Genomic DNA, 24,408 nt, shown 5'->3' with positions numbered 1-24,408 from the left:
CAATGTTTTATCTATCATTGTTCTTTCAATACGCCTCTCAATATTTAAAAACAAGGCTCACTTACCGTGTTGATACGATTATTGAAATCCTTTCTGACCTATTATTTCAAGGTGTCAACCTACTTTTCATAATAATCGTTTTCCGCCATACAGCTTTTTTAGGCGGCTGGAACCGGGATGAAATCATTTTTATTTATGGATTTTTCCTTGTTCCTTATTCGCTATTTTCGTCCTTTTTTAACATATGGGACTTTAATGAACGCTATATTGTCAAAGGCGAAATGGATCGTATTTTGACACGGCCGGTTCACAGTCTTTTCCAAATTATATTAGAACGAATCGAGCTGGAATCTTTATTCGGTGCGATTACAGGCTTATTGGTTATGGGTTATGCCATGTCGAACCTAGAACTTACTATTGCTTGGTACGATATTTTGATCTTTATTCTCATGGTGATTGGCGGGGCATTTATTTACGCTGGAGTCTTTATTTCGATTGCAACGATTGGATTCTGGTCAGACAGCCGTACCGATATTATGCCCATGATGTATAACATCAGCAATTACGGCCGCTATCCTATTAACATTTACAACAAGGTAATTCAATTTGTGTTAACGTGGATTCTACCTTTCGCCTTTGTCGGTGTATATCCAGCTTCCTATTTTTTGAATCGTGAAGAATGGTATGGCTACGCCTTTTTCACACCCGTTATGGGACTTCTGTTCTTCGGGATTGCGATTTTGCTGTGGAATGCTGGAGTCAAGAGGTATCGTGGGGCTGGGAATTAACCTTTGAATTAAAACGATAGAATCATATAGCCAACTCCTAAAACTATAATAAGCCCTTAGAAGCCATCAAGGCTTCTTAAGGGCTTTATTTCTCATTATCCCTTGAATGCATTCTGTAATTCCACAAGATCAAATTTCTTCATTTTAAGAAATGCTTTTGTTAGGCGCTCAAGTTGCTCCGGTGTGCCCTTACTCATCATCTCGTCCATCTCACTTGGCACAATCTGCCATGATATGCGAAACTTATCTTTCAGCCAGCCGCATTGCTCGGCTTCTGGAACTGCAGAGAGCCTGTCCCAGTAGTAATCAATCTCTTCTTGTGTGTCGCAATATACCATAAATGAGATAGCTTCGTTAAAATTGAATTTATGCTCATGCGCACTATCCATTGCAGCAAACCACTGATTTTCTAAGCAAAAGTCAGCGAACATGATAGTTCCTTCTTTATCAGGTTCCATGCCATCAGAGTAGCGGGCGATATGTCCCTGCTTTCCGTTCTTAAATACTGATAAATAAAAGTTAATCGCCTCTTCTGTTTTGCCGCATTGATCTCCGACAAACAAAAGTGACGTCACAATTGCAGGCCGCTCTTCACCTTCTGGATTGGAAAGCATTAATTGCCAGGATAAACCATACTTATCCTGAATCCAGCCATATCTCTCACTGAACGGATACTGATCAAGTGGCATTAAAGCTGTTCCGCCTTCGGACAATTTGTCCCAAACCTCATCTAATTTTTCACTCGCGTCTTTTTCTCGAGATGGGTCAAAATTTACGATAAAGGACACAGATGGATTGATCTTGAAATAAGGTCCTGCGCTGATTGACATGAACTTTTGCCCCCAAAGCTCAAAGGAGACGATATCGGAGTCGCCTGATGGTGTGTCATGGATCGTTGTTACATCCGTTATTTTTGAGTCCGGGAATATAGAAGCGTAAAACTCAGCTGCTTCTTTTGCTTCCTTGTCATACCATAAATGCGGAACAATTTTTTGATTTATTTTTGACATAATTAATCCTCCTTTAATTTCTACCATTTTTAGACAACATGGTTATGACCAAAAATCCAGTATAAGGCATCATTCAATATTATATTACCATTTTCCATCTGTTTGTAATTACTAATCATTTCTAAATGAAGCTATTCTCAACAAGAAAAGTGACAAACCCTATATGCTTGATAGGTGGAAAGACTATAATACAAAAAAACACTCGCAAACATTGATATAACAACGTTTGTGAGTGTTTCAATATCCAAGTAAGTGCTCGAATTGGTTTTTAGTTACCGTTATTATTATTGACCTTGCGACTTACCAATTATGCTGCTGGGTTAATTTCTAATTCAACCTTGATTTTGATGTCTTTTCCTACAAGCACGCCGCCTGTTTCAAGAGCTGCGTTCCAAGTAAGACCGAATTCTTCACGGTTAATTTTCGCTTCTGCTTCAAATCCGTAAACTTCTACGCCCCATGGGTTTGTACCCTTACCATTAAATTCAACAGCAAACGTTACTGGTTTTGTTACGTCCTTAATCGTTAAGTCACCAGTTACTCTGTAGTCATCTCCATCTCTTGTAATGCCTGTAGATGTAAATTCAATTGTTGGGTTACTTTCAACATCAAAGAAATCTGCAGATCTTAAGTGGTTATCACGATCTTCGCTGCGTGTGTTAATGCTTGCTACATCAAATTTGAAAGAAATTGAAGTTGAAGTTAAATCTGTTAAATCTGCAGCTTCTACTTCCGCAGTATAGGATTCAAATTGTCCTTTTACTTTGGATACCATCATGTGTTTTACTTCAAATCCTACGCTTGAGTGTGATTGGTCTACTGTCCATTTTGCCATTTTAAAATTCCCCCATTTTGTTTTATTGTTATCTCGAAGTTGAGATATATTACTAAAAAAATCGTTTACCTCAAAATTAAAGGCAAACTTGTTGAGATCTACAAATCCGAAAGTATAGTTCAGTTTATTGTCTCGAAATTATTTATCTCTAACTCGAGATAAATTTATCATATATTCCTTCGTACTGTCAACACTTTACGGAAATATTTTTTTGATCCAATAATTTTTAAAAAATCCTTGTACATTTTCATACAAAAAAAACACTCACAAGCGTTGAATAAACAACATTGGTGAGTGTTGTGTCTTTTCTAATAAGGCGGTATTGTTAGGAGTAATCTGTTTCTTTACTCCTACTCCTTTCATTCCCTCCAATATCCCCCATCATTTTTTTAAAGTCATTACCAGATGGACTCTGGAATAAATGAAGTCCAAATTCCGGTGCTACCGCGAAGAGATGATCAAAGATATCGGATTGTATGGTTTCATATACATCCCAGCGAATATCATTGGTAAATGCATAAATCTCAAGTGGCAATCCCATTTCAGTTGGTGCTAGTTGTCTTACGAGTAAAGTCATTTCCGGACTAATTCCTGGGTGATGTTGAAGATATTGATTAATATACGCTCTAAAAACCCCGATATTAGTAAGCGCACGGCCATTGACTGGATTATTCCGATTTATTTTATTCTTGGCATTGTATTCAGCAATTTCATGTTCCTTCGTAGTTATGTAATCTGATAGAAATTGGATCGTTTTAAATTTCTCTATCATTTCTTCTGTGCAAAACGTAATACTGTTGGTGTCGATAAATAAAGACCGCTTAATTCGGCGTCCGCCAGAAGCTTGCATCCCTCTCCAGTTTTTAAAGGAGTCAGAAATAAGAGCATAGCTTGGGATTGTGGTAATCGTTTTATCAAAGTTCTGAACTTTTACCGTATTCAAAGAGATATCAATAATATCTCCATCCGCATCATATTTAGGCATTTCAATCCAGTCACCCACTTGCACCATATCATTGGCAGCTAATTGAATCCCAGCTACAAGTCCTAAAAGTGAATCTCTAAACACGATTAGAAGAACAGCTGATAAAGCACCGATCCCGCTAAGAAGAATAAAAGGACTCTCCCCCATCAAATTGGCGATTACGACGAGTCCTCCAAGAATGAAAACAATAATTTGGACAACCTGAATATATCCTTTGATTGGCTTAGTCTTAGAGATTTCAAAGGTTAAATAAATATCATTTACGGCTTTTAAAAAGCTATTAATGACCATTAACCCAACAATAATTATATAGGTAATGGCTCCTTTTTCTATTAAGTGCTGATAGGCTGGAAAGGTGGTTGAAAAATAATAAATAATAATTGCCGGAACAATATGGGATAACCTGCGAAAAACCTTCCTTTCTAAAAGGATATTATCCCACTCGAATTTGTTATTTGTAATGATATGAGTTATGACCCTCAACACGATTTTCTGCGTAATAAAATTCGCAATAATACAGAGAATGCTTATAAAAAGAATCATAATAATAGCAGCAAGATTATCAGTAAGGACTGGATTCATCCCATATTCAAGCAGTTGATTCCGAATAAGATTCATATTTTCCTCCCTTGTATATCATCACATGTTGTCAGTTCGTTAAATACACCACCCTAATCACTCATTCTACATATATTTTTCCTAAATTGCATTTCAAAATACTCCGTTGCAAAATAGAAACATTAAACGCTACTGTAAGCTACTCAAGTGCTTCTTTTTCCATATTACTTTATTCAAAATTTTTAATTCAATCTAAAAAAGTCGAATTCCTTACTATTCTAAGGATTCGACTTTTATTAATGAGCTTTCCTAACACTATAAAAATTTACTATTATCGATTCTTGATGAATTACTCCCCTTAACCAGCTTCAACGTCGCTACGATAAGAAAGCTAACAATCACTAATAAGAGCCATGAACTCACCTTTCCTAGATGAACGAGACTCCATGCATCGCTTTGATTTGGGTATTCCCAAGCTCCAAAGAACGTGGCAATATTTTCAGCTATCCATATAAAAAATCCAATGAGCACAAAAGAAAGTGCCAGTGGCATTCGGTAACGGGTTCCACCAACCACGTATGTCACCCCTGATTTCCAAAAGACGATCATGACAAAAGCAGATAGCCACCAACGAACGTCAATCCAAAAATGGTGAGTGAAAAAGTTCAAATAAATCGCAGCTGCAAGAGGTACAACGACTAAAAACGGCGGCCACTTAACCAGTACTACCTTTAACCTCCTCCACGCCTGACAAAGATAACTCGCTACACTTGCATACATGAATCCGCTATACAACGGCACAGCTAAGATTTTGAAATATCCTTCTTCTGGATAAGACCAGGAACCCATGTGAGTCTTGAAAATTTCAAGCGCAAGTCCAATTAGATGGAACAAGGTGATAACCTTTAATTCATCTCGAGTTTCAAGCCCAGATCGCACCATCCACCACTGCATCAGAAGACAGATGATGAGCAGCCAATCATATCTTGGCAGGAAGGGAAGCTGCACAATCTGTGTTAAAGCCAAAGAGGCAAAAATAACAACAGAAAACAAACATGATAGGGCTTGCTCCCAACCAAAAAAAACGAGTTGTTTTAGTGCTCTCATAGTTTGTGCCTCCAAAGGGTTATTTCAGAGTTTGACTATCCTGTTTATGGGGTGTCTTCGTCACTTCGATATTCTAGAATATCTCCAGGTTGACAATCTAAGGCTTTGCAAATTGCCTCTAATGTAGATAATCGAATCGCTTTGGCTTTTCCATTTTTCAATATAGAAAGATTGGCCATCGTTATTCCAACCCTCTCCGAAAGTTCGGTGACACTCATTTTCCTTTTTGCCAACATCACATCAATATTTATTATAATTGCCATTGTTTTCACCTCAGACCGTTAAGTCATTTTCAGATTTTATATCGATCGCTTCTTGTAAAAGTCTTTGAAGAACGGCAGCAAAGACGGCAATCACCATTGAAGCGAAAACAGGGACCATTCCGACTATGACGAGTCCTGGTGCATCATCCAGGTCTGCTACGAGAAAAACAAATGGAATAATTAGCACATACAAACTACTGATTGTCATTGCACAGAATTTGATATTCTTTAGAGCTTTAACAGACAATTCAGAGAAGGCTTGGTTACTGTCTATATAGCTTAAAAGTTTAAAAGCCTGATACAATGCAGCGAAAAACGGTATCACTGATACATACATACCAATTACAATAGGATATAGCATATGGGCATATTCTGGATTTGCTGGATTTTTAGGTAACCATGTTAACCCAAATATACCCAAAGCAAGAACTGGAGTTCCAATAAGAAAAACAGCCATCCTTAAAAATAATGTTGAACCTCGTTTCATAAAAAGCACCTCACTAATTTATTTTCTATTTGATATTAACATGACATTTATCGTTTTACAATAAATTATTATTCTTTTTTATTATACTCTTATCGTTATGTAAAAATCCTTTTAATTTTAGACAAAAATAAAAGCAATTCCCTCATTACAATGAAATGCTCTTTATCTTTTAAGTATTTTGGAAATATTTTCAATAAAAACTTTTTAACTGCATTGATATTGAAGGAGAAAAAAGTACTGGCATAGAAATATTACCTATAGACAAACGAAAGGTGTGAGTGTGCAGTGGCGAAGATGGTAATTATGTATGAGGAACCAACGGATAAGGAGAAATTCGATCAGCATTATTTTGATGTTCATGTTCCACTTGGCAGGAAGATTCAAAATATTATTAAAGATTCTGTGCATCGCGTTGTAGATTCACAAAACACAAATTTAAACTTTTATCTGATGACCATATTAGAATTCGAGAATATGGAAAAACTTCAAGAAGCATTTGCAAGCCCCGAAGCAAAACAAGCAGAAGAAGACGGTCCAAATCTTTTTACATACCTGGAAAACCCTCCGATTATACGATTATTGAATAAAAATAAATGGGACGTTTCTTTTCCTCTATTATGAAGGAAAGACTCGTCCCATTTTCAGATTAGTTATTAAAGGAATGCTCATTACTTCCAACTACTTTTTAAATCCTTAAGAGAATAAAAGGTTCTTTTCCAGCTAATCCCTCCAGTAAATAACATAATTAGGCTAGCAATTTACATTTTCTTTATATGATATAGAACATGTGTATTTAAAGGGCTTTTTATCTCAACCTTCGGGTGATTAAAATATTTAATAAAACTCATACCGATTTTTATCATTACGTTTTTCGAAGGAGTATTAACATCAGCAGTAAAACTATAAATATTACTAAAACCCAATTCCTTAAATCCATATTGTAAACATGCTGCCGCTCCCTCGGTTGCATATCCTTTTCCCCAAGCCTCTTGTTTCAAGCGCCATCCAATTTCTACACATGGTGTAAAATCTGCCTCGAAGTTTGCCCGATGAAACCCTATAAACCCTATAAACTCTTTATTTTCCTTTACTTCCACGGCATATAACCCAAATCCACATTCTATAAATTCAGAGATAATTGATTTATAAAACACGGTTGTTTCTTCACTTGATAAGGTTTTAGGAAAATACTTCATAACCTTTTCATCCGCATTTAGTCGACTAAATGGCTCTAAGTCTGTATCTTCCCAGTCGCGTAGTTTCAATCTTGAGGTTTCTAAATAAATCATCATACACCTCCAAAAAAATTTTTATTTGAGAGTTTCATCACACTTTATTGCAATCTGAAAAGTATTAATCCAATGGCTTTTCGTTCAAAACTAAGGAATTCGAGCTTCGAATTCTAATCCTAGAAAATAACTAAGTCTACTTGCTTTAAAAAGATCCTCGAGATTGAACTCATTATAACATCCATCAATTTCATGATTTGCAATTGTAAGGTAAAATCTTTATAGAATCAAAAAATTGGGCTATGAAGCTTATTAGTAAAATATTGATCTGACTAGTAATAGATCTCGTGAAAAATATTTTAGAATAAAGGGGGAAGATAGGAATGACTGAATTAAAAGATTGGAAAAATGGTGCTAGCGGCCATAAATTCATAGCTTCTTTTAGCGGTGGAAAGGATAGTATCTTAGCGCTATATAAAGCTAGGAAGGATGGAGAAGCACTTGGACTGATTGTCATGCTGGAGGAAGAGGGGAAACGTTCGAGATCCCATGGAATGCCACCGGAGCTCATACATGCCCAGGCTAAATCAATAGGTTTGCCCGTATATACTGCAGCTGCAAGCTGGACAGATTATGAAAAAGTATTTATAAGCCTTTTAGAAAAAGCTAAAAACCAAGGAGCTGAAGTGTTAGTAACTGGAGACTTGGATATGCCTGCTCATGGCTGTTGGCATGAAAAAGTTACAAAGAATGCTGGATTAAAGCTGGGGATGCCCTTATGGGAAATGAATCACCGTGAAGCTGTCGAAGAGTTCATCAATCTAGGATTTGTAACGATCCTTGTTACTGTAAATCTATCTCTTGGAATGCTCGAAGAAGATTTAGGGAGAACATTAACCCATGAATATGTGAAGGAGCTTGAAGCTCGTGGGATTGATCCCTGCGGAGAAGGTGGAGAGTTTCATACCACAGTCATAGATGGTCCTATTTTTAAACATCACATTCCTGTTCGTAAATGTGAAATTATCAAGAACGGAGAATATGCTTTTTTACCTTTGGAGCTGGATCAGATGGCTGATATGGGTACCTTATAATAAGGCTCTTTTCGTAAATTTAGTTGTTTTTTTTGTACAAGATCCTGGACTAAGGACTAATCCTTATGGGGCACGCGAGATTTGTCCTCAAGACCCTGGATTAAGGACTAATCCTTATGGCGCCATGTGAGATTTGTCCTCAAGACCCTGGATTAAGGACTAATCCTTATGGCGGCACGTGAGATTTGTCCTCAAGACCCTGGATTAAGGACTAATCCTTATGTGACTCGTGAGATTTGTCCTCAATCCCATCGATTAAGGATGAATCTTCCTTGCCGCATTCAAACTGGTTTGGTAAATTCGAAGGCAACCGAGACATATTCAGCGGCCTTATCAAAATCCTAGAATTAAATCTGTTTGAAAACAACAATCAATACGAAAACAGCCTATAATAAAGACTTCCATCAGTGGTTTTTCCTCATCCCCCACTGATGGTGAGTAACATTTATAATAATTTCTAAGTAGAAACCTTCACAATAAAATGAATCATCATGGTTTTAAGATAACCTTTATGCAATCATCTTCATGATTATTAAATTTTTCATAGCCTAAACTTGCCTGTTCTAATGGCAAGGTATGTGTAATGATTGAGGTTGGATCAATTTCCTTTTTTACAATAAGGTCATAAATTTCAAGCATTAAATGTCTAGCCGGCGCTTGCCCCATTCGAATGTTTACGTTTCTTGTAAAGAACGGACCTAGTGGAAACATATTGTAAAGACCCCCGTAAACACCTGTGATTTGAAGTGTACCACCTTTTCTTATCGCCTTCGTTGCAATTTGGATCGGTCCAAGCGTACCGCCTTGTAGTTTTAATTTCTGTTCGATAAATTCTAACGGAGACTTCTTTCCATCCATACCGACACAATCAATTACTACATCTGCTCCCCCCTTTGTTACTTCTTTCAGAACTTCCCCCATATCTTCATGTTCGGTAAAGTTAAAGATCTCCACCTTGTTTTCACGTTTCGCGTGCTCTAGACGATAAGGAAGATAATCAACAGCAATGACTCTTTTAGCACCTTTTAACCACGCAAACTTTTGAGCATATAATCCAATCGGTCCACAGCCTAGTACGATGACGGTATCGCCCTTTTTCATCCCTGAATTGATTACACTCCAATACGCCGTGGGAAGTACATCTGATAAAAACAATAAATTTTCATCCTCTAATTCACAATCCTTTGGAACCACAAAAGGTGTAAAATTGCCAAAGGGAACTCTTAAATATTCTGCTTGACCTCCAGGGTAATCCCCAAATTTTTCTGAATAGCCAAAATAACCACCAGAGTCATAATGTGGATTCGAGTTATCACATTGGCTTTCTAGCTGATGATTACAGTAATAACACTTTCCACAACCAACAGTAAAAGGAACAACAACCCGGTCGCCCTTTTTCACTTTCGTTACATCAGGTCCGACTTCTTCTACTATTCCCATTGGTTCGTGTCCAATAACATATCCGATGGGAAGTGGAAAATTACCTTGATACAAATGTAAATCAGATCCACAAATAGCCGTCGAGGTAACTTTAATAATCACATCTTCTTTGTCTTCTATAGTAGCATCATCCACATTTTTAACGGCAACGGAATGTTTCCCTTGATACGTAACAGCCTTCAATTACAGATCCCCCTCGTATTCATTTACTCCTATTGTTTCCAAAAAGGTATAATTATAGCTACTAATGTTTAAAAAGAGATCCAATTGACTAATACGATTATTAATTAAATCATTCAGGCTCAGAGCACTTAGCCCTGAGCCTTCTGTGATTCGTATTAAATGTTCAAGTTTAATTCTCCATATTATCTACATAGAATGCATATTCCCAGTAGTTATCCTTAATTAAATGCACTTTCGTCCATATAAGCGATTTCCCAGATATGACCATCTATGTCTTGAAAGCCCCATACATACATAAAACCATGATCTTGCGGGTCGCTATAGGATTTCCCACCTGAAGACAATGCCTTATTTACTAACTCATCTACTTGTTCTCGACTTTCAGCTGATAGGCAGAAAATTGCTTCAGCAGAAGTAGTAGTATCCACAATTTCCTTTTTAGTAAATCCTTTGAAACGTTCTTCAACCATGATCATAGCATAGATATTGTCATAGATAATCATACAAGATGCAGTCTCATCGGAGAATTGTGGGTTGAACTCAAAACCTAATTCCTTGAAAAAGTTTGTGGATTTGTTTACGTCTTTCACAGGAAGATTGACAAAGATATTTTTGGATTTAAATTCCATTTTTTTCACCTCTTGCTGATACTATCATAGGCAATAAAGGCAAGTCAAAATGCTAAAAGAGGCCCTCAATGGACCCCTTTAAGAGTTATTTAGACATATATGAACTGCTAACCCAAAATATTGTGAACAAAGATACATTAATCGATTTCATTTACTTTAGTGGAACGAATCGACAGCCACGGATCAATCGCAAAAGCAAACTGTCCGGTTAGGCACAGAGATACATGTCCTGCCTCCACATGCTGATAGGTTTTATCTTCACTTGAAATAAGGTCCATGATTGGAAGGCTTTGTGATTCTAGCACTAATTCATCCCTTGTAGATGTTATTACCAATGTACTGCATTTAATATTGGTTAAATCCACCTTCTGACCGCCAATCTTCATTTCTCCTTTTACAAGCTTGTTATCTTTATATAATTCATTCATCATTTGCTTAAATGCTGCACCCGAAAATGTAACGGCATCATTCATCCATTTGTCCATATGCCGCCACTTATCAACATACTTTTGATCGTGAGCACGGGTGACCAGATTAATGATTGGTCCGATGTTAAATCCTTGGAGCGCCATAAAGATTGCATATAAAAACTCTGATGGAATCACTTCGTAAGCATCTGCAAACCGGTCAAAATTGATTGTCCCGTTTTGAAGTGCTTTAACCCATTTATTAGGAACAATGGCGTCGCTGTAGTCAACTGGTACTGCGGCCAGAACGAGATTTTTGATTGGCAGATCTGTTAGTGATGTTAGCACTGCTGAAAGCATTCCACCAAGACAATAACCCACCAAAGATATATCTTCTGCACCTGAATGCCTTAGGGTTCGTTTTACCGCAACTTCCAGATAGTCGATAAGGTAGTTATCTAAAGTGAGATCCTTGTCTTCCAAGCCAGGAGAACCCCAATCTAGTAAATAGACATCGTACCCCATTTTTGTAAGGTTGCCAACGACACTTCCTTCCTCAGAGATATCCAGAATATACGCTTTATTTAATAGAGAATACACCAAAAACAAGGGGGTCTTATACTTTTTCTCTGGAGCAGGGTGATACCACAAAACAGATTTATTTTTTTTCCAGACTGCTATTCTAGGTGTAGACTTAATTTCTGGCTTTGGTTCACTCATGACTTTATAAATAGTGTTCCACCTCTGCTTCTCAGTGTTAAGATTGAGAACAGGGATATTTACTAGTGATTTAACCGCCATCATTTATTCCACCTTTACATTATTTTCCTGTCAGAACTGGTTCTTTTTTTTCTTTCTGCAAAAGCTTCTTCATTGCCTCAATCTCATTTTGCATTTCAGATAATTTTGTAAGCTCCTGTGATGCCTTTTGCCATTCTGAATGGAGATGTTTGGTGAATTCTATTATTTCAGCAAGCATTTTATTTTGTTCCTCCGTAGCTAAAGCAAAGCTTTCTTGTAAATTCCAGATTTGCTCTTCGAGAATATCTATTTTTTCTTCAGCTTGGATGGTTTGTTTGACCGCATTGGCTACATCATTTTTGGTTGGTAGATTCATATAATTAGCCATTAATTCCCGATTTCTTTTTAACATCTCTATATATCTAGAATTTGCCTGAATGCCAACCTTTGTTATTTGGATCAATGGGTTGTTATTAAGGGATTGAAATAGTAATCCATTTAAACCTTTTTCCCACATTCCACTTACTTGTCTAAATGAATCGTAAGGATTATTTTCGGACATGAACTCTCACCTCTGTTTGATTTTTTTTGTTCTCCAATACATGTTTTTCGATTGTTTCCACTTCACTCCTATCAATATGAATGAGTACTCATTCATTACTTATTACCTGTATTTTACATTGGAAAATTGTAACTTACAATAGCCCAAATTGAAGATTCTGAAAACATTTATAAAATTGTTTAGAAAAACACCAATCAATGCGAAAACAGCCTTACAAAGTCCCCAATTTCTTTTACGGCCTTTTTGGCTTCAGGTAGTTTATTGCTTATTTGCCATACATGCCACATACCCTCCCAGACTTTTAAGTGTACCTCTACCCCAGCCTTACGAGCTTTATCCGCTAATAATTTGGCATCGCTTAACAAAATTTCAATACTTCCTACTTGAATAAACAATGGCGGAAACCCATTTAAATCAGCAAAAACGGGAGAAATCAATCTATTGTCAAGTGACTCCTCAGCTGCATATGCTTGAGCGGTCTTTCGCACAAGTTCCTTCACTAAATACGGATCTTTTTCCTTGTTTTCGATGTAGCTTTCACCCGAGCTTGTTAAATCAACCCAGGGAGACAGACAAATTACTGCTGCAGGGAGTGTTTCAGATTGATCTCTAAGCGCCAACGCAGCTGCCACCGATAAGCCCCCTCCTGCTGAATCACCTGCAAATATGATATTTGAAGATTCATAACCTTGCTTTAGAAGCCATCGATGAATTGTGAGAGTATCTTCAATTGCTGCAGGATATGGATGTTCAGGTGCAAGTCGATATTCAGGAAGGAGAACTTTTACACCTGATTCAATCATGATTCTTGCAGCCAACGATCGATGGGTATCTGCTGAGCAATAACCATATCCTCCTCCGTGCAAATAAAGAATCACCTTACCTGCCTCCGACTGATTGTTAGATATCCACTCAGCGTAAATTCCTTCAATCTGAATTTGTTCAACCTTACAGTTCTTTGGCAACTTGGAGAATTTCCGGGCAAATGAATCGATGACGTACCTGCTTTCACCAATATCCTTTTCCTTCAAATTAAGTTTTTTGGCGCCTACTTTAATACCTTTTTTAATAAAATAGCTGCTTACACTTGGCAAAACAATCCTCCCCTTTATAAAATAAATACAGGATGACTACTAAGCTAGTAAAATATGTAATTGTCTTTACACCTAATTTTACCAAAAACTATTTTTAGGCAAATAGTCACTTATGACAATTTTCGGAAGAACCATATTAAATGTCTCTCCCTTTAACTATTCTGTAACAACTTCCCATCAAAAGAGATGCACTGAAGTGGTCTGAAAAAAACTATCTAAATAGTAAAAAACCTTAGTCCGCATTCAATAGTCTAAGGTTTTCTTGATTTTGTGTTTATTGTATTTAGTAGATCGGGTGACAACCACGGATACCTTGTGGATATTTCCACCAATGTACTGGATTTAATATTGGTTAAGTCCAGACGTTAATCTATATTTTGCTTATATGCCGGTCCAGAAAATATAAAGGTGTCTCCATCTATTGGTCCAATAAATGAAGACACCTTCATATTTAAGAAAGGCTACCGTTTTTTAGAAGACTTGTACATAGTGAAGTACTAATTACTATTGGGTCTAAACCCAAAACATCGACAGTGCTGGAAAATAAGTAATTATTAATAGGTCACAGATCATTACTAAAATAAAAGGTACAATTGATTTTACTATCTTATCATATGAGACATTCGCAATACCTTTTACTATAAAAAGATCCAAACCAACCGGGGGTGTAATTAAACCTATAGAAAGATTAACAACCATGATAAGCCCAAAAAAGATAGGATCAATTCCTGCTGCCAATGCAATAGGTAAAAGTAATGGAGTTAATATTGTAATTGCGGCAGATGCGTTCAAAAAACATCCAGCAATAAAGAAAATGATATTGAACAAAATGAGTATAACGTATCTATTATCAGATATACCAGTAACAAGTTGAGTAAGATATGCTGGAATTTGTTCAGCAGTTAAAAGCCAGCCGAACAGGTTTGCAGCGGCAATAATAAACACGACCATTGCAGTCATTTTTGCAGCATTCAAAAATGCATGAGGGATATCCTTCCAATCCATATCTTTATAAACAAACTTATTTATAATAAATGCATATGCTGCGGCTGCGGCACCAGCTTCAGTTGGAGTGAAAATTCCTCCACGGATCCCAACTATAATAATTAAGGGTAAAATTAATGCCAATATACCTTCAAAGAAAGTTTTCCGAAATGACGAAAATTCAAACTTACCCGCTTCTTCAGAATAACCGTTCTTTTTTGTCAGCCAATAGTTTAACATCATGATAGATAGACCGATTAATATTCCTGGAACAATTCCTGCTGTAAATAAATCCCCGATAGAGACCCCCGCAGTTACTCCATAAACAATCATTGGGATGGAAGGTGGAATAACAACTGCAATCGTACCCGCACTTGCAACCGTTGCAGCAGCAAACCCTTTATCATATCCTTTACTTTCCATCATCGGAATCATCATTTTCCCAACAGCTGCTGTATCCGCAGCCCCAGATCCAGAAATCCCAGCAAAAAACATACTGGTTAATGTAGAAACTTGTGCTAACCCAGCTCGTACCCAACCAACTGCTGCAAAAGCAAATCCTGCTATTCTTCGACCCATGCTGCCTGACATCATTAATTCACCCGTAAGCATGAAAAAGGGAATGGCTAGGAGTGGAAACGAATCTACTGAAGTTATTAGTCTTTGAGGAATTACTTCCAATGGAATATAATAGATGCTGGACAGAAAACCCGCAACAGAGGCCATAATGAGAGAAATAGCAATTGGGACACCTATCATCATTAATATTAGTAATACTATCAGAACTACAATAGCTACTGTCATTGAAACTCCTCCTTTGTTATCCTATATTGGTACCTTCCCCGGTAACTTCGACACTAGTAATTTCACTTTTAGAAATTACCAATCCTACTAAATTAACTAAAGAATGGATGAGGCAAATTATGAAACAGATAAGTACTGCTCCGTAGATTATGGTCATATTAAGCCCCATTGAAGGAGAAATTTGTTGACTAGTAAACTTTAATATCCTTGAACCAAAAATGATTAAAAATAGGAATAAACTTGAATTTATTACTTCGATAAGTATTAATAACTTACTTTTATACTTTTTGGGTAAATAATGATGTAAAACTTCTACTTGTGCGTGTTCCTTGCTCTTGTAAACAACTCCAATTCCCAAAAAGACAATCCAAACAAACAAATAACGAATCAGCTCTTCAATCCAAGTTAAATTAAATACAGAAAAATCGACCATTGGAAGAATTTTTTGAACAAAAGCACTTTGCAAAACAAAACGTGAAAATACTTGATAAACAGTAGACAAGAAGGCAGTAACAAAAAATACAAATATGACAACTTGACTGGCTTTATTAACTGTTATACTCGTTTTCTCCATAAATTCTTTCAATTCACAGCCACCTCCACATTTTTATTTTAAAGCTTCTATTTTGTCGAATAATTCCTTACCAATAGATTCTTCGAATTCCTTATATACAGGTCTAACGGCCTCTCTAAAGGAGTTTAAATCAGGGTTTTCTTCAATTTCAATCTCCGTTTTTCGTAAATTCTCTAATAGCTCATTCTCATCTTCTAATGCAACTTTCCTTTCGTATTTAATAGCTTCTTTCGCAGATTCTTTCACAACTTTTTGAAGTTCTGCAGGTAAGGTATCAAATGTGGTTTTACTCATAATAAAAACAGCTGCATCATAATTATGGGCGGTTAATGTTAGATACTTTTGTACTTCATTAAACTTATTTAAATAAATTTGAGCAAGCGGATTTTCCTGCCCGTCTACAACTTTTTGTTCTAGAGCAGTATAAAGTTCTCCAAATGGGACTGGTACGGGAGTTGATCCAAGCGCTTTAATAAAGGAAATATATGGTGGTGATTCTTGTACCCTAATTTTCAAACTAGACGCATCCACACTCGTTTTTATTGGTTGTTTATTATTTGTCATATGCCTCCAACCGTTTTCCATAAAACCAAGATTGATTAAGCCTCTGTTTGGTAAATTGTCCGCAAGATCCTCTCCAATCTCCCCATCAAGAACTTTAAATGCATGCTCACGACTTTCAAATAAATATGGGATATTGAGTACATTAAACTTAGGAGCAAAGTTTGTAACAGGAGCGACAGATCCTATATGGAAATGTATTGAACCAATTTGAGCTCCCTCAATCTGATCTCTACCATTCCCCAGTTGACTGCTTGGGAATATATCAATTTGTATTTTTCCATCAGATTTACTTTCTACAAGTTCCTTAAATTTTGTTGCTCCTTTATGGTAAGGGTGAGTCACTGTTTGCAAATGTCCCAACCTAAGTATATATTCGGCCTTCGTTTCCTTGCTTGTTACATTGGAGCATCCACTTATGAACAAGATCACCATAAAAATTAAAATGGAAATAAACCTTTTCATTTAACAACCTCCCACGGTAATTGTAAGCCTTTTCATATTTTAAGGTGTAACAACTATCCTCTGTCCCCCTTCTCCCAAGGTACGGTCACCCAACCAATATATTCATTTTATTTTTAATTTTCTCAAAAATCAATCTTTTTTTATTTTTTTTATTTAAGATTAATAATTTTGTTGATTAGTTCATTTTAAAATGATTTAATAATAGTATGCAATATTGGTTGGGTCACCTAACCAATGGCACCAACCAATATTAACTCAGGGTTTTTGAAATTTTTAAAAGGAGGTAGAAGATTGAGTAATTTAGCTATGGAAAAAATAAAAGAAAAAAGTAATTCGATTCCTCTTTATTCCTACAAAAAAATCAAATCCCTAAAAAATAAAAAGGGATGGATACAAGGTTTACTCTTAACAATGGTACTGGCACTGCTATCTGGGCTAATAGCGAAAATTCCTGTTTTTTCTGTAATGGGTGTGATGATTATTTCCATCCTTTTAGGTATGAGTTGGAAAGGATTAATGGATGTTCCAGCAGGTTCTGATAGTGGAATTACATTTAGCAGTAAAACTTTACTTCGTGCCGGGATTATATTAATGGGATTACGATTAAATATTGAACAAATCATTTCAGCTGGTTTTTCTATTATTTTAATAGACATTGCAGTTATTACCTTCACACTTATCGTCATGATGTACCTCGGTAAGATTTTCTCCATTGACCGCCATCTTTCAGCTTTGATTGCTGTAGGAACAGCCGTATGTGGAGCTGCTGCTATTGTAGCAGTAGCTCCATTAATCGGAGCGAAAAAAGAGTTGACCGCAATTTCCGTAGCATTTATCGCCATAATGGGAACCGTCGTAACCATTGTTTACACATTTTTATACCCTTTTCTTGGATTAGACTCATACAGTTTTGGATTATTAACAGGGGCTACTCTCCATGAACTAGCACATGTAATAGCAGCAGCTGCTCCTGGAGGTGACATAAGCAGTGACACAGCATTACTTGTAAAATTAGGCCGTGTTGCGCTTCTGATTCCCGTTGCGTTTATTTTAGCAGCATTATTTAATAAAAAGCACCCTGATGCTCCAACACAAAAACGTAAGTTAAAGGATTTACCTATTCCATGGTTTATATTTGGTTTTTTACTAATGTGTCTTGTCAATACAGTCGGTATTTTATCCGAAACCATTACTCAAATGTTAATTGCTTTAAGTATCTTCTTATTATCAATGGCGATGGCTGGTTTAGGATTGAGCGTGAATTTTTTAGAATTTAAAAAGCTAAATAGTAAAGTTCTTCTTACCGGAACGATAGGATCAACAGCGTTAATTTTATTAGGATTTCTTTTCACAAAAATGTAGGAATGCTGCCTCAATTGAGGCAGCTTTAACATATTTAAATCATATAAAGTGATTTTTGTAATTACATTTGAAAATCCCTTTATGAGATGATTTAATAAAAAGGTTGGGCCAATGGAATACGGTATTTTTTTTATAAAGATAAATAAAACCATTCGAATGTAACTGGGGGTTAAGATTACTATGGAACTTAATAGAAAAGGTATTTCTGAACAAGTAGCCGATAGCATAAAGAAAAAAATTCAAGATGGAATATATAAGCCTGGGGAAAAAATTCCAGGTGAAAGGGATATGGGTATAGAGCTTTCCGTAAGTAGAAATACGGTGAGGGAAGCCTATAAAATTCTTGAAGCCTATGGATACCTTACTGCTAAACATGGTACAGGGGTTTTTGTTGCTTCACCCGAACATCAAATTCAAAAAATGGCCGAAGCATTTTTTGTTTCCTCCGATCAAATCAAAGACTTTTTCGCTGTTCGTCAAATTCTCGAAGAATCGACCGTAAAATGGGCAATCGAAAATTCAAATGTTGAACAAATTAATGAGTTAGAACAAATTATTAATGAAGCGAATGAGATCCTAGATGGCAGAATTGATTATAATCGTCTTGCGGAGTTGGATCATAAATTTCATATAAATTTAGCGAATAACTCAAAAAATGCAGTGTTAGTAAGACTCATGTATTATTTAATTGATTTACTATCAGAATCTCGAACGAAGTCCATTCAAATTCCCGGTCGAGTCAGACAATCAGTTCAAGAGCATACAAAAATTCTAGAGGCGATGAAACAAAAAGATATACCGCTTGCACAACAATATATGAAAGAACATTTAGGTAGTGTTGAGCAATCCATTACCCAGGCCACCACAACGAAATAAATAAAAAAGCTGATCTGTTTAAGGGCTCTCATACGTCCTAACCACAGACAGCTTTTATTACGTTTATTGGATTTTCTCCAGGGTAGCAGGTATAGGAAACCTTACATTAAAGTTCTTGCCTAATTTGATTAATTCCTCTTCGACATTTGCCGATAGTTGAATTCCTTCCACTAGCCGTTGCTCTCTATCTCTCTTTCTTCTTTCACCCGGATATCTAATTTCATTCGTTCCTGGTATTTTAGGAATATCCTTCATCTCACCTAAAAGGGTTTCAATTAACTCGAAAAAGCTATTTAAATCCATAAACTTCTCAATGTCCATCAAAATAAAGAAATGACCTACATTTGCTTGTTCTGTTTCATTATCATCGTAAATATTTTTTACATGAGGACCAAAAGCTGCACCTGATAGGATCCCAGTCAGAATTTCCACCGCTAATGCTAAGGCTGCACCTTTTGGTCCACCTAATGGCAAAACAGATCCTTTTAAAGCTGATTCAGGATCGTTTGTTGGCTGGCCATGTTCATCAATTGCCCACCCTTCAGGGATATTATTCCCCTGTTTAGCAGCTAAAATAATCTTCCCTCTTGCTACAATACTTGTCGATAAGTCTATGATAACAGGCTGATCATTCTTTGTAGGAAAGCCAAAAGCAATAGGATTCGTACCAAAAAAAGCATTCTTTCCACCCCAAGGAGCAATGCCTGGAGGAGAATTTGTAAATCCGATACAGGCAAGGTTATTTTCGCATGCTAATTGGCAAAAATAGGAAGCAGTTCCAAAATGATTGCTATTCTTAACAGCTATTGCAGTAATACCACTATCCTTTGTCATTCCAATCCCTTTTAAAATAGCATGATAACTAACTACATGCCCCAATCCATTATCTCCGTCTACTAAAAGAACAGAAGATGTCTTCCTATCCATTTTGAGGTTTGGATTTAGATTAATCCTTTTATCGAGGAAACGTTTGATATATATAGGGAGTCTGCTGATTCCATGACTATCAACACCTTCTAGATTTGCTCTAATTAAGGCATCAGCTACCACGGAAGAATTCTGTTTAGTCATACCCATACCTACTAATACATCTTCACAAAACACCTTAAGATCAGAATTACTATAAGTATTCATTCATATACTCCTTAAAATTTTGTCTAATTTCTACATACAAAACTTAGTGGCTAAAAAAGCTATCTCCCTACGCATAAAAGTGTAGGGAGAGAAAGATCAAGCACTTCTATATAATTTTGTCATGACAAATTCTCTATGTCCTAATGCCTCTGCACACGTGAGACGACCATTAACAGTACGAGCAATCATCTCCATTAACTTATCTCCAGCTTCTTCTAAAGAAATCTGACGAGAAAGCAAACCTTGCACGTCAACATCAATATGTTCACTCATCGTTCCTGCAGTAATTGGGTTTGCAGTAATTTTAACCACAGGTTCAATAGGATTACCGATAATATTTCCTTGTCCGGTAGGGAACAAGTGTAGTACAGCACCAGCAGCAGCCATTAATGTAATACATTCTGCAGCGGCTGAGGAAGTATCCATAAAGTATAGACCATTTCCATTTACAGGTTTTTCAGCAGGCTCCAGTACGCCAATTACTTGTTTTGTACCAGTCTTTGCAATATTTCCAAGTGCTTTTTCTTCAATAGTCGAAAGCCCGCCTGCGATGTTTCCTTGAGTCGGTTGGGATCCTAATAAATCGACACCTTTCGATTCAATTTCACCTATATAATCATTGTAGATATCCATAAATTTGTTTTTCAGTTCCGGAGTTGCCATACGCTGAGCAACTAGGTGCTCTCCACCTGTTAATTCAGATGTTTCCCCGAAGAATACGGTTGCTCCTGCATCTACTACCCGATCAACAGCTTGAGATACAGTTGGGCAAGAACCCAATCCAGTTGTCGTATCAGATTCACCACATTTAATACTAATTGTTAAATCTTTTAATTCGATTGGTTCTTTTTGCAGTTCTGTAGCCCATTGAACATACTCTTTCGCTTTCCAAGATGCCGCCCGAATTGTTTCTAAGTCTCCATTTCTTTCAATAGAGAAATAGGTTACTGGCTTACCAGTGTCTGCAATACCATCAGCAATTTTCTTTGCCCAATTTTCCTCAATCCCGATAACAACAACGGCTGCTACATTTGGATTAGACCCTGTTCCAATCATTGTTCTAAAATGCAAATCTAGATCCGGCCCATATTGAAGTCTGCCATAAGAATGTGGCAGAGCCATAGTTCCTTTTACTTGGTTTGCTACTGCTTCACAAGCTGCGTTTGATATGTCATCTACAGGTAAAATAATTACATGATTACGAATTCCAACCTTACCATTTTCTCTGCGATATCCAAAAAGTTGTGTCATTTTTTACCACCTCGCCGTTTTAATATTTTGAGTGTGAATATAGTCGCCGACTTCCCATTTAGCTGTAGTTATGCCGATTTGAACACCATATTTTAAGACAGGCTCTCCACAGTCTAAATTGACTAAAGAAATCTTGTGACCTAATGGAATATCTCCCTTAGCAGTTACTACCACATCAGAATTATCATCCATATAAATGCCGACTACTTTCTCACCCGTTTGAATAGGACTAGTCGCAACACCTACATGATCACCTCTATGATGGATTAAAAACTTATGAGTACTTACAGGGGTTGATTCCTGCTTTTCAGTCAAAGTGCTTGATTGACTATTGTTGCTCATTATATAGCCTCCTTTATTATTGGTTGGGTGACCCAACCAATTGGTATATCCTTATTAAACCACCTAAACCATTAATAGTCAATAATAATATTCAAATTTTCAAAATATTTTAATTAAATGGTTATATCGTACATAAAGAAGGATTTCCTTTTAAGATTTTTGCTACTTCCTTAGCCACTAATAAAGAGGTTCTTATCTGTGATTCATTCGTCAATCCAGCAATATGCGGCGTCAAAATGACTCTTTCACATGACAAAAGTCTATTAGATTGTGAGATTGGTTCTATCTCGAGGACATCTAGAAATGCTCCAGCAATGGTATGATTATTTAAAGCGATAGATAGTTCATTCTCATCAATAATTCCACCCCTGGAGGTATTAATAATAACGGCTGAAGGTTTCATCCTATTTAGTTCCGTTTCAGAAATTAGATACTTTGTAGCGGCGGTTAATGGAACATGTAAGGAAACAAAATCCGATACCGATAATAATTCTTCTAAAGAGTCTTTTACCTGGACACCCGTTTCAGAAACGATATGGTCATACTCAGTGATAAACGGGTCGAATCCAATTACCTTCATTCCAAAAGCGTTTGCTCTTTTAGCGACACGGTGAGATATTTCTCCTAACCCAATTAAGCCTAATGTCTTATCAGCTAGTTCTTCACCTGTATTTTTTTTTCGATTCCAATGCCCTTTTCTAATATCATAATCTGCTAGATGAAGTGGTCTATTTGCACTTAACATAGCAGCCATTACGTATTCAGCTACTGAGGTAGCATTTGCATGACGAGCGTAAATAACTTTAATGTCTCTTGCCTTTGCTGCAATTGTATCTATATTATCTAGACCGACCCCAAGACGACCAACTACCTTTAAGCGATTTCCAGCCTCTAAAAGCTCTTGATCTACTTTCGTTTGATTCCTGACTATAATTGCATCATAGTGCTTCACCACTTGGAGCAATTTTTCACGATTTCCCCATAAATTCTCATCATAATCCACTTCTAGTCCTTGTTTAACCAGTTCCTCTACTCCCTCATTCCAAATAATTTCTGTTATTAGTATTCTCATTAACAATCTCTCCTTTGTCTTAATTTTTTGTAAATTCTTAATTTATATAATACCATTTTAAATACATATGGTACAGTGACCCAACCAATTTATTCAAATAAATCTGCTCTTTTTTGTCAATTTCTTCCCCTTTTAAAAGAATAAAAATAATGTACATTAAAAAATTATAAAAAATTGTGGTCGTTTTATTTGTTGTGTTATATAATAACTAATAATAATAAACCTGTTATATAACATTGAGAAAAGGGGTAATGAAAATGAACAAAACAGATTCAATCGCACGGAGAATTCTTGGTTGGAAGCTAAATAGATGGGACCGCTGGTTTGATTATGAAAAGGGTATTTTCATTCATGATTCTGAATTTCAACCTGAGCAAAATCTTGAACATGCCATGATAATCGTTAAAAGACTAGAGGATTTCGGGTTTACTTTTTCAACAGCTGGAGAATCCGAAGTTAGCTTTAATAATATCCGCGCGAAAGGTGAAACATTAGCACAAGCGATTACCAATGCAGCCTATTCCATCATTGAACAACACTCCGTCGCCAATACCACTAGAATCTGGAGCACACTGTGCTAATATGTGAAATTCCTCCATTTTACTAAAACAACTGTCAAATGCCTAAATATATGTTAAAATCCAGTAGATATTATTACCTAGGAGATTACTACTATGATATATATTTGGGCGATTATTGGAAGTTTAATTGCTACTGTACTATTTGATATGATTTATTCCAAAATTGAGCTAGATAGAGAAATTGAAAAATCGTGGCAAGCTTTGAATGATCAGCTTGAACGTGAAGGAAAACCTCGCTGGGATCAAATGGACCCTGATGATGAAGGTAAAAAATAAGAGTCCAAAGACATGAAAGTCTTAGGACTCTTTACATAGGAAAATTTAATTTCTAATCCTAACCATTTGATTATTCACCAACAACAGTAAATCTTTCATTAAGATGCTTAGGATTTTCAACTTCATCTACCACCGCGATCGCAAAGTCAGCATAGCTGATATAACTTTCATTTTTTGAATTAACAAGAAGATGATCTTTCCCTGACTGATAAGATCCCGTTCTTTTTCCTTCTGGATTGAAAATAGCAGAAGGGCTGATAAACGTCCATGTTATATCAGAAGTCTCCTGTAATTCTTGTAGGTTCCTTGCTTGACCTTGTGCAGTTGGTTTAAACATATCCGGAAATTCAGGAGTATCGATTACTCTAACTGTTTTGTTCTCGTCGACAAAAAGACTTCCCGCACCCCCGACAACCATTAATCTTGTACTTGTTCTTTTTAACGCCTCGATTAAAGCATGGCCCGCATCCACATGAGCTTGTTCCTCTCCAAGCGGCGCTCCAAAGGCATTAATAACAACATCAAACGCTTTTAAATCATCTGATGTTAAATCGAATACGTTTTTCTCAATCACTGCAACATTTTTATCTTGAACTTTAGATACATCTCTTACGATAGCTGTTATGTTGTGTCCCCGATTTCCTGCTTCTTTCAAAATCAGGTTTCCTGCTTTTCCACTTGCTCCAATTACTGCGATGTTCATAATGATTTCCT

At 36.5% G+C, this 24,408-nt stretch carries 27 protein-coding genes; 7 read left to right on the top strand and 20 right to left on the bottom strand.

What is annotated here, in order from left to right; all coding sequences use genetic code 11:
• Positions 1-2: 2 nt before the first annotated feature.
• Complete coding sequence (locus ACY3XC_RS05085; RefSeq protein WP_464867558.1) at positions 3-788, top strand: ABC transporter permease; 786 nt, start codon at positions 3-5, stop codon at positions 786-788.
• A gap of 95 nt (positions 789-883) precedes the next feature.
• On the opposite strand, the gene ACY3XC_RS05080 is transcribed toward ACY3XC_RS05085, so the two are convergent.
• The 6 genes from ACY3XC_RS05080 to ACY3XC_RS05055 all read right to left on the bottom strand — a co-directional run bounded on the left by ACY3XC_RS05080 (position 884) and on the right by ACY3XC_RS05055 (position 6,033).
• Positions 884-1,798: a VOC family protein gene (locus ACY3XC_RS05080; protein WP_464867557.1), complete on the bottom strand. Its 915-nt coding sequence runs from the start codon at positions 1,796-1,798 to the stop codon at positions 884-886.
• Between the two features lie 307 nt (positions 1,799-2,105).
• Complete coding sequence (locus ACY3XC_RS05075) at positions 2,106-2,633, bottom strand: YceI family protein (RefSeq protein WP_464867556.1); 528 nt, start codon at positions 2,631-2,633, stop codon at positions 2,106-2,108.
• A 325-nt stretch (positions 2,634-2,958) separates the two neighbouring features.
• The gene (locus ACY3XC_RS05070; protein WP_464867555.1) at positions 2,959-4,236 is read right to left on the bottom strand and encodes a mechanosensitive ion channel family protein; all 1,278 of its coding nucleotides are present in this window, start codon (positions 4,234-4,236) and stop codon (positions 2,959-2,961) included.
• A gap of 255 nt (positions 4,237-4,491) precedes the next feature.
• Complete coding sequence (locus ACY3XC_RS05065) at positions 4,492-5,283, bottom strand: DUF817 domain-containing protein (protein ID WP_464867554.1); 792 nt, start codon at positions 5,281-5,283, stop codon at positions 4,492-4,494.
• 44 nt (positions 5,284-5,327) lie between these two features.
• Positions 5,328-5,546, bottom strand: coding sequence for a helix-turn-helix domain-containing protein (locus ACY3XC_RS05060; protein ID WP_133367729.1), 219 nt, complete (start codon positions 5,544-5,546; stop codon positions 5,328-5,330).
• 10 nt (positions 5,547-5,556) lie between these two features.
• Positions 5,557-6,033, bottom strand: coding sequence for a DUF2975 domain-containing protein (locus ACY3XC_RS05055; RefSeq protein ID WP_464867553.1), 477 nt, complete (start codon positions 6,031-6,033; stop codon positions 5,557-5,559).
• A gap of 294 nt (positions 6,034-6,327) precedes the next feature.
• Here ACY3XC_RS05055 and ACY3XC_RS05050 point away from each other — a divergent pair, with 294 nt between their 5' ends.
• Positions 6,328-6,654, top strand: a complete 327-nt coding sequence (locus ACY3XC_RS05050) for an EthD family reductase (protein WP_464868031.1) — start codon at positions 6,328-6,330, stop codon at positions 6,652-6,654.
• Positions 6,655-6,791: 137 nt separating this feature from the next.
• Here ACY3XC_RS05050 and ACY3XC_RS05045 read toward each other — a convergent pair whose 3' ends face one another.
• Positions 6,792-7,322 (bottom strand): GNAT family N-acetyltransferase, encoded by a 531-nt coding sequence (locus tag ACY3XC_RS05045; RefSeq protein ID WP_464868030.1) that lies wholly within the window; start codon positions 7,320-7,322, stop codon positions 6,792-6,794.
• A gap of 323 nt (positions 7,323-7,645) precedes the next feature.
• Here ACY3XC_RS05045 and ACY3XC_RS05040 point away from each other — a divergent pair, with 323 nt between their 5' ends.
• Positions 7,646-8,356, top strand: a complete 711-nt coding sequence (locus ACY3XC_RS05040) for a Dph6-related ATP pyrophosphatase (RefSeq protein WP_464867552.1) — start codon at positions 7,646-7,648, stop codon at positions 8,354-8,356.
• 489 nt (positions 8,357-8,845) lie between these two features.
• Here ACY3XC_RS05040 and ACY3XC_RS05035 read toward each other — a convergent pair whose 3' ends face one another.
• The 8 genes from ACY3XC_RS05035 to ACY3XC_RS05000 form a co-directional block, all read right to left on the bottom strand.
• On the bottom strand, positions 8,846-9,979 hold the full coding sequence (locus ACY3XC_RS05035; protein ID WP_464867551.1) for a zinc-dependent alcohol dehydrogenase: 1,134 nt from the start codon (positions 9,977-9,979) through the stop codon (positions 8,846-8,848).
• Positions 9,980-10,197: 218 nt separating this feature from the next.
• The gene (locus ACY3XC_RS05030) at positions 10,198-10,608 is read right to left on the bottom strand and encodes a VOC family protein (protein WP_179159861.1); all 411 of its coding nucleotides are present in this window, start codon (positions 10,606-10,608) and stop codon (positions 10,198-10,200) included.
• 137 nt (positions 10,609-10,745) lie between these two features.
• Positions 10,746-11,819 (bottom strand): alpha/beta fold hydrolase, encoded by a 1,074-nt coding sequence (locus ACY3XC_RS05025; protein WP_464867550.1) that lies wholly within the window; start codon positions 11,817-11,819, stop codon positions 10,746-10,748.
• Positions 11,820-11,835: 16 nt separating this feature from the next.
• Positions 11,836-12,318, bottom strand: coding sequence for a polyhydroxyalkanoate biosynthesis repressor PhaR (locus ACY3XC_RS05020; RefSeq protein ID WP_179159863.1), 483 nt, complete (start codon positions 12,316-12,318; stop codon positions 11,836-11,838).
• A 194-nt stretch (positions 12,319-12,512) separates the two neighbouring features.
• Positions 12,513-13,412: an alpha/beta hydrolase gene (locus ACY3XC_RS05015; protein WP_464867549.1), complete on the bottom strand. Its 900-nt coding sequence runs from the start codon at positions 13,410-13,412 to the stop codon at positions 12,513-12,515.
• Positions 13,413-13,925: 513 nt separating this feature from the next.
• Positions 13,926-15,200 (bottom strand): TRAP transporter large permease, encoded by a 1,275-nt coding sequence (locus tag ACY3XC_RS05010; protein WP_464867548.1) that lies wholly within the window; start codon positions 15,198-15,200, stop codon positions 13,926-13,928.
• A 16-nt stretch (positions 15,201-15,216) separates the two neighbouring features.
• Entirely contained in the window at positions 15,217-15,786 is a 570-nt protein-coding gene (locus ACY3XC_RS05005; RefSeq protein WP_464867547.1) for a TRAP transporter small permease, read from the bottom strand.
• A gap of 21 nt (positions 15,787-15,807) precedes the next feature.
• Positions 15,808-16,800 (bottom strand): TRAP transporter substrate-binding protein, encoded by a 993-nt coding sequence (locus ACY3XC_RS05000; RefSeq protein ID WP_464867546.1) that lies wholly within the window; start codon positions 16,798-16,800, stop codon positions 15,808-15,810.
• A 291-nt stretch (positions 16,801-17,091) separates the two neighbouring features.
• Here ACY3XC_RS05000 and ACY3XC_RS04995 point away from each other — a divergent pair, with 291 nt between their 5' ends.
• The gene (locus ACY3XC_RS04995) at positions 17,092-18,162 is read left to right on the top strand and encodes a YeiH family protein (protein WP_464867545.1); all 1,071 of its coding nucleotides are present in this window, start codon (positions 17,092-17,094) and stop codon (positions 18,160-18,162) included.
• A gap of 180 nt (positions 18,163-18,342) precedes the next feature.
• Entirely contained in the window at positions 18,343-19,038 is a 696-nt protein-coding gene (locus tag ACY3XC_RS04990) for a FadR/GntR family transcriptional regulator (RefSeq protein WP_464867544.1), read from the top strand.
• A gap of 63 nt (positions 19,039-19,101) precedes the next feature.
• On the opposite strand, the gene ACY3XC_RS04985 is transcribed toward ACY3XC_RS04990, so the two are convergent.
• From ACY3XC_RS04985 to ACY3XC_RS04970, 4 genes are all read right to left on the bottom strand, one after another.
• Complete coding sequence (locus tag ACY3XC_RS04985; protein ID WP_179159904.1) at positions 19,102-20,172, bottom strand: Ldh family oxidoreductase; 1,071 nt, start codon at positions 20,170-20,172, stop codon at positions 19,102-19,104.
• 96 nt (positions 20,173-20,268) lie between these two features.
• Positions 20,269-21,423, bottom strand: coding sequence for a UxaA family hydrolase (locus tag ACY3XC_RS04980; RefSeq protein WP_179159905.1), 1,155 nt, complete (start codon positions 21,421-21,423; stop codon positions 20,269-20,271).
• A gap of 3 nt (positions 21,424-21,426) precedes the next feature.
• Positions 21,427-21,765, bottom strand: coding sequence for a UxaA family hydrolase (locus ACY3XC_RS04975; protein WP_179159906.1), 339 nt, complete (start codon positions 21,763-21,765; stop codon positions 21,427-21,429).
• Between the two features lie 121 nt (positions 21,766-21,886).
• A complete protein-coding gene (locus ACY3XC_RS04970) occupies positions 21,887-22,837 on the bottom strand; it encodes a hydroxyacid dehydrogenase (protein ID WP_464867543.1) in 951 nt (316 codons plus the stop codon).
• Positions 22,838-23,094: 257 nt separating this feature from the next.
• Here ACY3XC_RS04970 and ACY3XC_RS04965 point away from each other — a divergent pair, with 257 nt between their 5' ends.
• Together ACY3XC_RS04965 and ACY3XC_RS04960 are read left to right on the top strand one after the other, a co-directional pair.
• The gene (locus ACY3XC_RS04965) at positions 23,095-23,418 is read left to right on the top strand and encodes a BC1872 family protein (RefSeq protein ID WP_464867542.1); all 324 of its coding nucleotides are present in this window, start codon (positions 23,095-23,097) and stop codon (positions 23,416-23,418) included.
• A gap of 93 nt (positions 23,419-23,511) precedes the next feature.
• Entirely contained in the window at positions 23,512-23,694 is a 183-nt protein-coding gene (locus tag ACY3XC_RS04960; protein ID WP_464867541.1) for a hypothetical protein, read from the top strand.
• 70 nt (positions 23,695-23,764) lie between these two features.
• Here ACY3XC_RS04960 and ACY3XC_RS04955 read toward each other — a convergent pair whose 3' ends face one another.
• On the bottom strand, positions 23,765-24,397 hold the full coding sequence (locus tag ACY3XC_RS04955) for an NAD(P)-dependent oxidoreductase (RefSeq protein ID WP_464867540.1): 633 nt from the start codon (positions 24,395-24,397) through the stop codon (positions 23,765-23,767).
• Positions 24,398-24,408 lie beyond the last annotated feature (11 nt).

Source organism: Bacillus sp. CZDM1 (assembly GCF_055502545.1).
The sequence above is the reverse complement of the archived record's forward strand: the minus strand, read 5'-3'. Positions and strand labels throughout refer to the sequence as shown.

Coding starts and splice junctions, on each gene's coding strand:
- ACY3XC_RS05085 (WP_464867558.1), top strand. CDS start 3: ATGTTTTATCTATCATTGTTCTTTCAATACGCCTCTCAATATTTAAAA.
- ACY3XC_RS05080 (WP_464867557.1), bottom strand. CDS start 1,798: ATGTCAAAAATAAATCAAAAAATTGTTCCGCATTTATGGTATGACAAG.
- ACY3XC_RS05075 (WP_464867556.1), bottom strand. CDS start 2,633: ATGGCAAAATGGACAGTAGACCAATCACACTCAAGCGTAGGATTTGAA.
- ACY3XC_RS05070 (WP_464867555.1), bottom strand. CDS start 4,236: ATGAATCTTATTCGGAATCAACTGCTTGAATATGGGATGAATCCAGTC.
- ACY3XC_RS05065 (WP_464867554.1), bottom strand. CDS start 5,283: ATGAGAGCACTAAAACAACTCGTTTTTTTTGGTTGGGAGCAAGCCCTA.
- ACY3XC_RS05060 (WP_133367729.1), bottom strand. CDS start 5,546: ATGGCAATTATAATAAATATTGATGTGATGTTGGCAAAAAGGAAAATG.
- ACY3XC_RS05055 (WP_464867553.1), bottom strand. CDS start 6,033: ATGAAACGAGGTTCAACATTATTTTTAAGGATGGCTGTTTTTCTTATT.
- ACY3XC_RS05050 (WP_464868031.1), top strand. CDS start 6,328: ATGGTAATTATGTATGAGGAACCAACGGATAAGGAGAAATTCGATCAG.
- ACY3XC_RS05045 (WP_464868030.1), bottom strand. CDS start 7,322: ATGATTTATTTAGAAACCTCAAGATTGAAACTACGCGACTGGGAAGAT.
- ACY3XC_RS05040 (WP_464867552.1), top strand. CDS start 7,646: ATGACTGAATTAAAAGATTGGAAAAATGGTGCTAGCGGCCATAAATTC.
- ACY3XC_RS05030 (WP_179159861.1), bottom strand. CDS start 10,608: ATGGAATTTAAATCCAAAAATATCTTTGTCAATCTTCCTGTGAAAGAC.
- ACY3XC_RS05025 (WP_464867550.1), bottom strand. CDS start 11,819: ATGATGGCGGTTAAATCACTAGTAAATATCCCTGTTCTCAATCTTAAC.
- ACY3XC_RS05020 (WP_179159863.1), bottom strand. CDS start 12,318: ATGTCCGAAAATAATCCTTACGATTCATTTAGACAAGTAAGTGGAATG.
- ACY3XC_RS05010 (WP_464867548.1), bottom strand. CDS start 15,200: ATGACAGTAGCTATTGTAGTTCTGATAGTATTACTAATATTAATGATG.
- ACY3XC_RS05000 (WP_464867546.1), bottom strand. CDS start 16,800: ATGAAAAGGTTTATTTCCATTTTAATTTTTATGGTGATCTTGTTCATA.
- ACY3XC_RS04990 (WP_464867544.1), top strand. CDS start 18,343: ATGGAACTTAATAGAAAAGGTATTTCTGAACAAGTAGCCGATAGCATA.
- ACY3XC_RS04985 (WP_179159904.1), bottom strand. CDS start 20,172: ATGAATACTTATAGTAATTCTGATCTTAAGGTGTTTTGTGAAGATGTA.
- ACY3XC_RS04980 (WP_179159905.1), bottom strand. CDS start 21,423: ATGACACAACTTTTTGGATATCGCAGAGAAAATGGTAAGGTTGGAATT.
- ACY3XC_RS04975 (WP_179159906.1), bottom strand. CDS start 21,765: ATGAGCAACAATAGTCAATCAAGCACTTTGACTGAAAAGCAGGAATCA.
- ACY3XC_RS04970 (WP_464867543.1), bottom strand. CDS start 22,837: ATGAGAATACTAATAACAGAAATTATTTGGAATGAGGGAGTAGAGGAA.
- ACY3XC_RS04965 (WP_464867542.1), top strand. CDS start 23,095: ATGAACAAAACAGATTCAATCGCACGGAGAATTCTTGGTTGGAAGCTA.
- ACY3XC_RS04960 (WP_464867541.1), top strand. CDS start 23,512: ATGATATATATTTGGGCGATTATTGGAAGTTTAATTGCTACTGTACTA.
- ACY3XC_RS04955 (WP_464867540.1), bottom strand. CDS start 24,397: ATGAACATCGCAGTAATTGGAGCAAGTGGAAAAGCAGGAAACCTGATT.